The sequence below is a fragment of the Robiginitalea myxolifaciens genome (assembly GCF_900115205.1).
In the GTDB taxonomy this organism is placed as follows: Bacteria; Bacteroidota; Bacteroidia; order Flavobacteriales; family Flavobacteriaceae; genus Robiginitalea; species Robiginitalea myxolifaciens.
The window spans coordinates 964,081-976,675 of record NZ_FOYQ01000001.1 but is presented as its reverse complement, the minus strand read 5'-3'; the positions used below and the strand labels follow the sequence as shown (position 1 = coordinate 976,675).

The 12,595-nt window shown below is 52.1% G+C and carries 9 protein-coding genes; 2 read left to right on the top strand and 7 right to left on the bottom strand.

Features of this window, described 5'->3' with window-relative positions:
* Position 1 precedes the first annotated feature (1 nt).
* Positions 2-1,588 carry an alpha,alpha-trehalase TreF gene (treF, locus tag BM318_RS04305; protein WP_092980947.1) on the top strand — a complete coding sequence of 529 codons (1,587 nt, stop codon included), beginning with the start codon at positions 2-4 and terminating at the stop codon, positions 1,586-1,588.
* A 14-nt stretch (positions 1,589-1,602) separates the two neighbouring features.
* Here treF and BM318_RS04300 read toward each other — a convergent pair whose 3' ends face one another.
* The 3 genes from BM318_RS04300 to BM318_RS04290 form a co-directional block, all read right to left on the bottom strand.
* Complete coding sequence (locus BM318_RS04300; protein WP_092980946.1) at positions 1,603-2,313, bottom strand: tetratricopeptide repeat protein; 711 nt, start codon at positions 2,311-2,313, stop codon at positions 1,603-1,605.
* 74 nt (positions 2,314-2,387) lie between these two features.
* Positions 2,388-3,215, bottom strand: a complete 828-nt coding sequence (locus BM318_RS04295) for an SDR family oxidoreductase (protein ID WP_092980945.1) — start codon at positions 3,213-3,215, stop codon at positions 2,388-2,390.
* Positions 3,208-5,490, bottom strand: a complete 2,283-nt coding sequence (locus tag BM318_RS04290) for a M28 family peptidase (protein WP_092980943.1) — start codon at positions 5,488-5,490, stop codon at positions 3,208-3,210. The genes BM318_RS04295 and BM318_RS04290 overlap by 8 nt, the downstream gene beginning before the upstream one ends.
* 121 nt (positions 5,491-5,611) lie before the next feature.
* On the opposite strand from BM318_RS04290, the gene BM318_RS04285 reads away from it, so the two are divergent.
* A complete protein-coding gene (locus tag BM318_RS04285; RefSeq protein ID WP_092980942.1) occupies positions 5,612-6,082 on the top strand; it encodes a CBS domain-containing protein in 471 nt (156 codons plus the stop codon).
* Here BM318_RS04285 and BM318_RS04280 read toward each other — a convergent pair.
* Genes BM318_RS04280 through BM318_RS04265 form a run of 4 tightly spaced genes read right to left on the bottom strand, consistent with a single transcriptional unit; the run spans position 6,060 to position 12,551 of the window.
* Positions 6,060-6,449 carry a hypothetical protein gene (locus BM318_RS04280; protein ID WP_092980940.1) on the bottom strand — a complete coding sequence of 130 codons (390 nt, stop codon included), beginning with the start codon at positions 6,447-6,449 and terminating at the stop codon, positions 6,060-6,062. The genes BM318_RS04285 and BM318_RS04280 overlap by 23 nt on opposite strands.
* Positions 6,450-6,479: 30 nt before the next feature.
* Entirely contained in the window at positions 6,480-9,632 is a 3,153-nt protein-coding gene (locus BM318_RS04275) for a VPS10 domain-containing protein (RefSeq protein WP_092980938.1), read from the bottom strand.
* Between the two features lie 21 nt (positions 9,633-9,653).
* Positions 9,654-10,952: a serine hydrolase domain-containing protein gene (locus BM318_RS04270; protein WP_092980937.1), complete on the bottom strand. Its 1,299-nt coding sequence runs from the start codon at positions 10,950-10,952 to the stop codon at positions 9,654-9,656.
* Positions 10,953-10,985: 33 nt separating this feature from the next.
* Positions 10,986-12,551 (bottom strand): M20/M25/M40 family metallo-hydrolase, encoded by a 1,566-nt coding sequence (locus BM318_RS04265; protein WP_092980935.1) that lies wholly within the window; start codon positions 12,549-12,551, stop codon positions 10,986-10,988.
* Positions 12,552-12,595 lie beyond the last annotated feature (44 nt).

Here is a 12,595-nt window from a genome sequence, read left to right as displayed (position 1 = left end):
TATGAAAACCAAACTCCTGATTATCAGTTTTGCCGGCCTGCTTTTCTGGCAGTGCCGCACAGCAACCGAGACTGAAGTTACCGTTGAATCTTTCTATGAAACCGAACTGTTTCGCGAGGCTCAGCTCGCCGGCTTGTTCGAAGATTCCAAAACCTTCGTAGATCTCCTGCGCGACCGTCCCTGGGAAGAACTCGAGGCCTTGTATTTAGCGGAGCGGGAAAACGAAGACTTTGAAATTGGCGCCTTCGTCAAGGCACACTTTCGGGAAGCCCCGATGCAACAACGGGATTTTGTGGCCGATTCTACCCGGTCTATGGAAGAACACATCAATTATATGTGGGAGGTACTTCAGCGCCCGGCCGATCAGGTCAATCCCTTATCTTCCAAGATACCGCTACCCAAAAGCTATGTGGTACCCGGAGGCCGCTTCCGTGAAATTTATTACTGGGACAGTTACTTTACGATGATTGGACTGGTAGAAGACGGACAGGAACAACTGGCCGAGAGTATGCTGGAGAATTTTGGCTATCTGATCGATACCTTGGGTTTCATTCCCAACGGTACCCGGGATTACTACCTGACCCGGTCCCAACCCCCATTCTTCACCCTCATGGTGGAACTCCTGGCCACAAAAGACAGCAGCCTGGCCGACACCTATTTTGACCAGGTCGAAAAGGAATACGCCTACTGGATGGAAGGGGCTTCAACGCTTTCCGATACTGAGGAAACGGCCCGGGTAGTCCGCCTGCAAGGGGATACGCTGGCCAATCGATTCTGGGATAGCGGGACCACCCCTCGCCCGGAATCTTATGCCGAGGATCTGCACCTGGCGGGGGAGCTGGAAAGTGAAACCGACAAGACTGCCTTATACGCCAATCTTCGCGCTGCAGCGGCATCCGGATGGGATTTTAGCAGTCGCTGGTATGGACAGGAAGGAGAATTCGGCTCTACCCGGACTACTGATTTATTGCCGGTAGACCTCAATGCCCTTATCTATGGCATGGAGCGCTTTCTGGAAGCCGGATACCGCAAACGTGGCATGGAGTCGGAGGCTGACCGTGTGGGAGCCAGCGCAGACCAAAGGGCTGCGCTGTTTCAATCCCGTTTCTGGGATGCTGAGTTGGGCTATTTCATGGACTACGATTATACTTCCTCCAGCAGGACCTCCGAGCGTACCCTGGCCGGGGTGTACCCATTGTATTTTGGTCTGGCAACGGAAGCCCAGGCAGAGGCGGTAAAGAATCGCCTGGAGATGGAATTCCTGATGCCGGGAGGATTGGTTACTACCCTGAAGCCCAGTGGGCAGCAATGGGACGCTCCTAATGGTTGGGCTCCCCTGCAGTGGATGGCGGTTGCGGGGTTACAGCGCTACGGCCACGACGACCTCGCCATGGAAATCGCACGCCGGTGGGTCTACGTCAATGAGAAGGTTTACCGGGACACCGGGAAAATGATGGAAAAATACAACGTTCAGGATACCACCCTTTTATCCGGTGGAGGGGAGTATCCCACCCAGGACGGATTTGGTTGGTCTAACGGCGTGGCTTTAGGATTTAAGGCCTTGTTAGAAGGCGCCGCGGAGAATTAATTCGGCTTGTCCGACTAATTCTGGTTGTCCGACGTTCCCGGTGCAGCCCCTGATTTACGGGATTCCAGCGCCTGCTTGCTCAGGCTGGCCAGGTTGAAACTCGGGCTGATCGCCAGGGCTTCATCAATACTTGCGATGGCCTTGTCGATGTTGTTCTTGTTCATCCCGTATTCTGCTAATCCGCGCAAATGCAGCAACGCAGCTTTCAGGGATACTTCATAAGGCTGGTTGCGCTCATAAAACGCATGCTTCATTTCGTCAGTTGCGGTCTCTAAGCCTTTCTGAATATCGATAAGGGCTCCGGCATTTTCTCCTGTCTGGATTTTCAAATCGGCCAGTTCATACAGGATGTAGGCGTTGGGATTCCGCTTGTAAATTTCCTGGAAAGGTGCAATAGCGCGCTGAGGTTGACCAATGGCCTTCAGGGAAATTGCTTTGACTTCGACTGCGATATCAGAATCTTCCGGGCTGGTTTCTATTCCAACCAGGTTCAAGGCCTGAACGTGTTGCTCATTATTGGCATAGAGATAGGCCAGGGTATCCCGGCGTTCCTCGGTGGGTTGCAGCACATACAGGTGTGTCAGGGCATTGATCACCCCGTTAACGTCGGCCTGCTGCCGCATTTGGTTGTAGTAGGCCTCGTAATGCTGCATTAGGGCAGTATTGTCCTGAGACCAGGAAGTTGTGGCACTTAAAACCAGCAAAAGGAAGAATAATTTTCTCATTTTCAATCGCTTTTAAAGCGTGCCAAAATTAAGGTAATTTTTCGAATCGATTGTGTTAAAGCCGCTTCGGCATTTCATAAATCCGAACGGTCGAAGGTATATATGCCCCGAAGGAACGCTTTCTGCGCTCCCAGGGGGTGGTTGCTCCCCACGATTTTGGGCGTGGCCGGCTGGGCATTGTCTTCATACTGCGGTGGAGGAATACCAGCGGCCTTAGCTTCCCGAGTGTAGTATTCGGATTTTACCGGATGTTCCGGGTATACCCCATTGATCAAACCAGTTAATTCAGGGTCCTGTAGTCCTGCGCGAATGAGTCGGATACAATCCTCCCGATGGATGAGGTTTACCGGATCACGGCCATTTTGCATGCCGGACCTACCACTCAGGAATCGCACCGGATGTCTGTCCCGGGCCAGCAATCCCCCAAAACGAAGCACCAGGGTTTTGAGCCCACTGCGCGATAACACCGCCTGCTCCGCCTCGAGCAATTGCCGGCCGCTTTCGCTATCGGGTTCGGGTGGTGTATCTTCATCGACGCTTCCTTGCTTATTGCCGTACACGGAAGTGCTGCTCACATAGATGAGCCGTTTGCAATCGGATTGTTCAAGCCGGTCCAACAGGTGAATTATTTTAGGGGTGTATCGGGTCTCGGGATTGCTGCGCAAGCCAGGTGGAATGTTCAGCACCAGGGCATCCAGACCCTGCAGGAAGGAAGCAATCGGACCTTGTATCTCCTCAGCCGTAAGTTGCAGGCAAAAGGGTTGGATGCCTGCAGCTTCCAAATCCGTTATTCGGTCCTGGCTGGTCGTAGTTCCGCGAACGGAAATACCCTCTCGGATGAGTGATTTGGCCAGGGGAAACCCCAACCAACCACATCCCAGGACACCAACCGTTTTACTCAAAACTCAGGGTTTGAATGGTCATTACCGCGTCATTAAGGACAAAGGGTTTGGGGATTTCGGTTTCAGGTCTGGGCGGAACGCTGAATTGCGGATTATCCAGCAAATCATTTGAAGCCTCGTACAAGGTGAGTTCCAGGGGCTGATCCGCAGGATAGCTCAGGTCGAGATAGGTGGAATCATTATCGCTGACATAATGGGTTATGAGCCGGCTCGAGCGATTCTCCAGGAAGTATTCCGAAAGTTCGATCCCATTGACTGTGGCTTGCTGCAATTCCGTCTCATTCGTATAGATTTCCAGGCGATTAATCGCACGCCGGGGCACGAGGCTAAGCTTAAGATTACGGGTGCCGTCTATCGTAGTATCCCCCTGGATTTTGACCTCCGAAGCTAAAACGGTCTTTAATGGGGCTGGCGATAGTTTGGAAAATCCAGAGCCGTATTTACTGCTCAGCTTATTGAAGCGCTCCCGCACTTGCTCGGATACACTTTCTTTGAAGTAGGCACCCGACCAGGATGTTAAGACCTGATCGTAGGTGGTCCAATAGGCCGATTCGCTGTCCGTATTCAGTACATATAGCAAGCTGGTGGGTTTGGGTCGCTCCGGGGTGCTTGAGCTGTTGAAATGGGCGCCCACCATGAATAGTACAAAAAGTAGCATCCCTAAACCTCCTAAAAGCTTTTTATTGGGATAGCGGTGTAAGAGTCCGAGGAGCAATAAGAAGATGAAAACACTCATGATGCTTGCAGCACTTAAGAGTTTCAGGCCCAGGCCTACCGGGAATACTTTTATAAATGGGGCAAAAATCCAAAGCACAGGTAGTGCCAGTAAGGCCAGGATATACGGATTGGCTTCCTCCTTTTGCATGCTGATCCACAGGCCAGCCAGCAAGCTCAAGCCGGGGATCAGGAAAAAGGCTGCCCCGCTCAAAGCGGAATTCAGGAGGCCGCAAATGGCAAGCCATAAAACCATAGGACCCACCAGGGCATCTGCAGTCTTAAGCTTAGCAAAGCCATTGTAAATCAGGAAACACATCCCGATAGCCAGTGCGGCAATAGCCGCGATATAATAATAGCCGTTATAGGTAAACCCATGAAGCATATCGGTATAATCCGGGTACAGTTTGGTCAATAATGGCCAGGCAAAATGACCGGCAAGACCATTGATTACCAGACAAAGCAAGGCTGGGACAAATCCGAGAAGGACACCGCGCAGGCTCAGGGCCCCCGATCGAAAGCCAGAAATCAGCAGAATAATAAAGAGTAGTACAGTTCCCGCCCACATCAACCAGATCCAATCATAAGGATAGGTGATTAGCTTAAAAAAGGCCATGTTAAAGTAAACCTGGTCGTTGAGGCTTTTCAGATTTCCCAGGTCGGCCTGAGCAAAGTGATTCAACAAGGGCATGAGATAACTACCCTGATGGGCCAGGGTCCGGGTATCCAGCCGGTCTGCCCGGTCCAGGGCGGTATGATAATCGAAATGATCCCCGATAAAGGCAAAATTAAATCCTTCGATATCAGCGTCCTCCCGGAAAACCGTCAAATCGGTGTCGTTCGGGAGCATTTTATAGATGCTGTAAGCCAGGGAGTTACCCACGGGGAATTCCGGGTCAGCTGCCACGAATTCTTCGATCATCCGGGCGTTCCCGCGATTGGTTTCAATGAGCATAAAGCTTGCGCCTCCGCTTCCCCTTGCTTCGAAATTCAGGACAAGGCCTACTTCCCGGGTCCAGGGATGCTGGTTTACGAACAGATCAGCTCCATTCAAGCCCAATTCTTCCGCATCGCTGATCAGGACAATAATGTCGTTCACGGGCTTGGGATTGGTGCTTAAATAGGCCCGAAGCCCCTCCAGGATCGTGGCTACCCCGCTACCGGCGTCGCTCGCCCCAAAGGAGGAGTGGGGAGAACTGTCGTAATGCGATAACAGCAAAAGGGCTTTCCCCTGCCCACTGCCCGGGATCCGGGCTAGGATGTTTTCCGCCTTGCTCAGGTTGGCCCAGTCTCCGGCAGTATATCCGCTTTGCAGGGTAGTTTCCAGGCCCAGTTTTTCGAGTTCTGCGCGAATGTAATCGCGTACTACGCTGTGATTGGGAAATCCAACGGCATGCGGTTCGGCCGACATGGCTTTTACATGGTCCATGGCCCGATCCGTTGAAAAGTTCTCAGCAGGAATGTCTCCATCGGGAGCGTAGCGCGGGATGGTCCCGTCAAAGGCCCAAAATGCGAGGAATACAAGAAGTAAAAGCGTGCTGACGACTGCGGTATTTTTCATTCCAATCAATTGAATTTTAAAGGTATAAAAATATACAGCGCAGCTCCCGTTCGACGATTAAATTGAAGGCATTAGAAAGAAAATGCTATATTTAAGAATAACCTGACTAAAAACGAAGCATATGGCCATTAAGAGTTTTCAGGGCCGAAGAGCCAAAGAATCGGCCAAGAAGGAGTTCGATGCTCCTATCCTGGTCACCGACTATATGACTACCAAACTGGTTACTTTTCATCCGGAGCAATCCATTCTGGAAGTTATGGAAGCCTTTGCCAAACACCGTATTTCAGGTGGGCCCGTCCTGGATGATAGCGGATTTCTGGTAGGAATTGTCTCAGAGGCAGATTGCATGAAACAGATTTCGGAAAGCCGTTATTTCAATCAGCCGATCCTGGACAAAAGTGTAGAGCGATTTATGACAAAAGAGGTGGAAACCATACCCCACGACATGAGCATTTTCGATGCGGCAGGGGTGTTTCACCGCAACAATCGGCGCCGATTGCCGGTAATGAAGGATGGCCTGCTGGTAGGGCAGATCAGCCGTAAAGATATTGTGGTAGCTGCTTTGAAACTCAGCTCCCAAAACTGGAAATAAGGACTACTCCTTTTTCCACGCGAAAAGCCAACGTATAGATCAGGCGGTACCTCCCGGTGCCGCCTGTTTTTTTACTCCAAAAGCTGCGCCTTCGCTTGCCCCGGATTTTAGCAGTCTTTAAACCTGTACAAGATTCCGGATCGAATCCTTGTCGGAGCAACTCCTCCAACCTAACCCGGTTGATTCCTGAGCTTTCGTAATCCTGTAACAAGCGGAAATTCCTGAGGAGTTTACGGTGGGTCCCCTGCAGTTCCCGGTTAATTCCCTGAGCCCTGCGATTGTGAAAGGCGTTGCGACAACCGTCATCGCAAAAGCGTTTGTCACTCCGCCCATATATCGGCAGCCCACATTCCCGGCACTTTTTCATGCCGGGAAATTAAGGTTGCGCTACGCAGTTTCAATTCATAATCAGAGCGGGTAACTCCAATTCCTTGTATTTGGCGTTGTATTCGGCCATCCCTTCCCGGACAATGGCATCTTTTTCCTGCTTGAAGGTGTTCCAGGTCGCCAGCAAATCGGACAGGCGTTCCCGGGCACCATCGGTAACCTGCGGTTCGGCAGACTCCATAAAGGATTTCAGGAACATCAGCTGGGCATTGAGCTCATTGTTGTAATTGATTACATCCTGAAAGGTCTTTTGCTTGGGTTGAATAAGTTTCTGCTCCCAGGTATCGATGCGCTCCAGCAGGGATTTGCCCATTTCCAACAGCGGCTCGGCTTTTTCTTCCTCTTCCAGCAATCGCTCATATTGCCGCAGCTGTTCCTTTACCTTTCGCATTTGGTTCACTCCGGTATGCATGTCCGAAACGGCCTGGGTTATTTGGTCCAGCAGTTGCTGCTGCTGCGTAAAATCCTCGGCAGTAGCATCAACCCCGGGGTGGGGAAGTATGGCAAACTCACGCGTTATGGATTGGTCGCCCGCGCTGAGCTTTACGGAATAGGATCCAGGGGCAACCTGGGCACCCCGATAATCGCCAAACACAAATACTTTTTCAACAGCAGGAAGCTGATCCCTGCGAAAATCCCAGACCATGCGATTTAATCCAACCTCGGCGGGTAGTACCTCTGGTTTTGGCGGGCCTCCGGGCCAGGATTTAAAGGTTTTGTCCGGAATACTGGAGTAGGAGCGTATCACGCGTCCGTTATGCATTATTTCTAATTGAATCCCCGTAGAATCTGGTTTTGCAGGGACGTAATAATCTAAAATTACCCCGGACTTCGGGTTTTGCCCCTGACCCGGGGATGGCTTGGCCTGATGTCCGCCCACAAATAGGTAGGTATCCCGGGGTTGCGCCAGCCCCAGAGCCGGAGTTGCCTGTCCGGCGAAGGCCTGTAGTCCTGCCAGATCGTCCAGAATCCAGAACGACCGGCCGGCGGTAGCAGCTACTAGATCGTTGTGGCGGAAAGTGAGGTCATTAATCGGAACAATGGGTAGGTTCAGTTGGAAGGGTTGCCAATTGCTTCCCTGATCCAGGCTTATATAAAGCCCCGTTTCCGTACCTGCATAAAGCAGCCCGGGGCGTTTGGGGTCTTCCCGAACGACGCGTACAAATCCGTGCGGGTCCTTGAATCCATTGGTGATTTTAGTCCAGCTTTTCCCGTAATCCGTTGTCTTGTAGACATAGGATTGCAGGTCCATGAACTTGTAGCGCATCAGAACGGCATAAGCTGTAGCCGGATCGTGGGGGCTAATCTCAATGCTGTTTACGATCCCTTCCTGCATTCCCTGTGGATTTCGGAGTTCCCAATTTTGTCCGCCATCCCGGGTCAGGTGGATGAGACCATCATCGCTCCCCGCCCAGAGCACTCCCTGCTCATGAGGCGATGCGGTCAGGTACATGATGGTGTTGTAGTTTTCTCCTCCTGCGGCTTCATTCGTATACGGGCCTCCCCCGGGGCCGTGTTTGTCGGCCTCATTGCGCGTGAGATCGGGGCTTACAATATCCCAGCTCTGTCCCTGGTTCCGGCTTCTGAACACCACATTCCCGGCGTGATAAATGGTATTGCTGTCGAAAGGATCGGCAATGATCGGGGCATTCCAGTTATAACGGAATTTGAGTTTTTCGGGAGGATTTCCCAGTGATAGCTCTGGGTATTCGTTAATGGGTTTGGCTTCCCGGATGGAGGCAACCCAGCGATCGATGATCCCCTGGTAACATCCCCCGAAAACAACTTCCGGATTATCCGGATCAAAGGCCAGATACGCACTTTCACACCCGGCTACCGAGTACCAGTCCTTCCAGTCAATGCCAACATCATTGGTGCGGCTGGCGATGGCGATCGCGGAATTGTCCTGCTGCCCGCCGTAAACAAAATAGGGAAAACGATTGTCCGTAATTACCCGATAGAATTGAGCCGTCGGCTGATTTTGTTGTGTACTCCAACTTTTCCCTCCATTATTGGATACGTTGGCGCCTCCATCATTGGCGTTAATCATCTTTTTCGGGTCCAGCGGGTTGATCCAGAGATCGTGGTTGTCCCCATGCGGGGTAGGGATGGGTTGAAAGCTGCGCCCTCCATCAATGGACCGGGTAACCGGAGCGTTCAGCACATATACGAGGTCCGGATTTACCGGGTCGGCAAAAATCTCCATATAATACCAGGAGCGCGTTACATTGATACGGTCCTTACTGACCTGGGTCCATTTGTCACCGCCATCGTCTGAACGGTACACCCCGGACTTTTCCCCTTCGGCTTCGATTACCGCATAAACGCGGTTCGAATTCCCTCCGCTGGCAGAAATCCCGGCTTTTCCGAATGCGTCAGGTAGACCACCTTTGAGTTGTTGCCAACTGTCTCCCCCATCCATGGACCGATACAGGCCCGAATTTTTTCCACCGGATTCCATGGTCCAGGGATAGCGGCGATGTTGCCACATGGCTGCGTAGAGTACGCGTGGGTTGTCCGGATCTGCTGCAAAGGAGGAGGCGCCGGTATTGGCATCGACATAGAGAATGCGCTCCCAGTTCTTGCCTCCATCGGCCGATCTGTAAATTCCCCGGGCTTCGCTGGGGCCGTATTGCGCGCCCTGAACGGCCACATAAAAGAGGTTTTCATCCTCAGGGTGAATCCAGACATCCGAGATATGCCTGCTTTCTTCCAGGCCAATATGTTTCCAGCTCTTTCCGGCGTCCCGGGAAAGGTAAACGCCATCGCCCATGGAAGTCATTACCCCCCGCGCGGCGTGCTCGCCCATTCCCGCCAGCACCACATTGGGATTACTCATGGAAACATCGAGGGCGCCGACGGTTCCGGTTTTCAGGAATCCGTCGGAGACGTTGACCCAGTTGAGTCCGTCGTCTTCCGTTTTCCAGATTCCCCCTCCGGTAGAACCCATATAGTAGGTCCCGGGAAGCGAAGGTACGCCGGTAGCGGCAACACTTCGGCCCCCGCGATACGGTCCGATATTGCGCCATTTCAGGCCTTTGTAAAGGCTATCTGCCATTGCAGGGGCCTGTGGAGCCTTACGGCGTTGTGCCTGGCTGGCTTCCGGGAGGAATAGCGTTAGGCTTATTAAAAAAATCAGGATTCGTAGTGGTTGGGTACTCATAATAGTGTTGGTTGGTTAGAACTAATCGTCGATACTGGCAAAAACCATCTGTTTAAATTTCCATCCGGTTTGGTCTGTTGCGGCGTTCTGAGTTTGCTTCATCAGGATGCCGATGAGCTGCTCCCCGGGGTCGGCAAAGTATTGGGTGTTGAAATAACCGCCCCATTCAAAGGTGCCCCAGCCGCCTTCGCCACCCTGGGCAACACCCTTGGCGGTTGTGCGTGAAAAAGCAAGCCCGAAGTCCTTGGCGCCATTGCCCCAGAGATCCCCGATCTGGTTGGCCATCATGGTAGCGACCGTCGTGCGGCTCAAAATCCGGGTTCCGTTGTATTCCCCCTGGTTTAAAAGCATCTGGAGGAATGTGGCGTAATCCTTAGCCGTGCTCGAAAGCCCCGCCCCACCGGCGAAGTAGCTTTTGGCTCCGTTAATGGGATAATCGATGTCAAAAACAGGGGTTTCAAAGCGTTTCCACTCGCCTTCCACCTGGTATTGTACCGGTACCAGCCTTTCGGATAGGGCGTCGGGCAGGTAAAACCAGGTATCGCTCATGCCCAGGGGATCAAAAATTCGCGTCTTCAGGAATTCATCGAAAGGCATCCCGGAGACTATTTCAATAAAACGTCCCAGGACATCGAGCCCCTCACTATAGGTCCAGGCTTCCCCTGGTTCGTGATGTAAGGGCATGCCGGCGAGTTTGGGAATGTTTTCCGCCAGGGTTACCGGCTCTGCGGTAAAAGCATCGATAATCCCGGCCTTCGCAAAGGCTTTTCGAAATCGAGGATCCCCATCGATCATCCCATAGCCGATTCCAGAGGTATGGGAGAGCAAATGCCGGATTGTGATCGGCGTTTCCAGGGGCGTGACCGTAAAGGTGCTGTCACTTTCATTAAAGGTTTCCATGACACCGGCATCGGCGAACTCTGGAATATACTTTGAAATGGGATCGTCCAGGCGGAAGTGCCCTTCCTCCCAGAGCATCATTACCGCTGTACTGGTAATCGCTTTGGTTTGCGAGGCAATTCGGAATATGTCGTCCTCTTTATAGGGTATATCGTTTTCCGCATCCGACATCCCAAAGGTCTTGTGATACACGATCTTACCATTTCGGGCGATAAGGGCAACGGCCCCCGGGATTTGATTCTCGGCAATTGCCGCTTCCAGCATGTTGTCGATGCGTTCCAGCCGCTCAGGGGATAATCCTTCAGCCCTGGCATTTCCATTGGATAGGACTGCTACTTGCTCAGCGGCCGCGGAATCCGACTGCTGTTGCCGGCAACTCATGATCAGAAGCAGGGCAACCAGGGTGTATAATAGTCTCATAGTTGGATGATTTAAATTAAGGGGAATCCCTTATTAATTCATTCCCCCTTCGCGATTAGGGCTTCGCGGAGTTGGCCATTCGCGGCGTTCGCCGCTCCTGGGATTAATCGATAGTACGGCTTTCTCCCGGGAAGTCTGCTCGGGATCTTCGCTGGCCATATAGGTTAGAATTGCCGTCAGGATGGCATTGTTTCGCACATCGTCAAAAACAATCTTATCATAGGTGTCCAGATTGGTGTGCCAGGTGTAGTTCCAGTAACTCCAGCTTAAGGAGGAAAGCGAAAAAGCCGGGGCGCCCATAGCCACAAAGGAGGCATAGTCCGAACCTCCCCTTCCCGGATTGCCGGGGAACGTAGTTTCGATATGGGTAGTAATTGACTCGGGGACTGCTTCCATCCAGCGTCCTAGGTATTCATAGGCGTGTAAAAAGCCCTGACCGGAGAGGTTTACCACCCGACCGGTACCATTGTCCTGATTAAAGAGCGCTTGCAGGCCTTCCACTACTTCGGGATGGTCTTCTACGTACGCCCTGGAGCCATTCAAACCCTGTTCTTCACTCCCCCAAAGACCGATGATGATGGTTCGTTTTGGATTGGGATAGACTTTTTTCAGGATGCGGGCTGCCTCCATCATCGTTATGGTTCCGGTACCATTATCGGTAGCTCCGGTTCCTCCATCCCAGGAATCGAAATGGGCAGAAAGTACGATGTATTCATCGGGCAATTCCGTTCCGGGAATAGTGGCTATGGTATTAAAGGTCGGAACCCTTCCCAATTCTTTAGACTCGGCTACCACCCGCAGTTTCGGTGATTTACCGCTTTCAGATAACCGGTACACCATGCCGTAGTCTTCCAGGCTCAAATCGATTACCGGAATTTGCTCCGTATTGGCGCTGAAGATTTTATTTGCGCCGAAAGCATTCGACCAGCGCGATTGTACAATACCCGCGGCACCTGCTTTTTCCAGGCCCTGGTTCAGCGTTCTCCAGGTATATCCCGTATTGCGCAAGTTGGCACGCCAGGCGTCTTGGAGGGAATCGCGCATTTCCTTCATTTTCGCAAAGGATTCTTCGGTAGCGAACTCCTCCCAATTGTAATCCGGTCTGCCCGTAATCTGAGGCATAGAAACACAAACCAGCTTGCCTTTAACTGCAGGTAGCCATTTTGCAAAAGCCAAAGAATCGGCCACTTCCGGAAGTGTGATAACTTCCGCGGTTATTCCTCCTTTTGGGGTGGCAGGGCTCCAAGCCAACTGACGACCGTGGAGGGAAACCACCCGGGGGGCTACCATGTCTATGTGGCAAATGCCGCGCTCCCATCCCCGCCAGGTTCCCCAGGCTTCGTTTTGGGCTTCTATTCCCCAGGAGGCGAAAGTTTCGACTGCCCATTCATGGGCTTTATCCATTTGAGGCGAGCCAACCAGGCGTGGCCCGACAAGATCCATTAATTCATGCGCGAGGACCTCGAGTTGGGAGTTTGCTGTGGCCTCTTCTTCGATGGCCTTGGGGATGTCTGAATCTTGTGCGGAGAGGGAAAAGATCGATAGGAAAAGACCGAGCAGGGTACTACTCCAAAAGTCTTTTGAGGTACTGATTTTCATAATAGTGGTTTGCGAGATTGGTGCAAATCAAGATAAGCATAAAC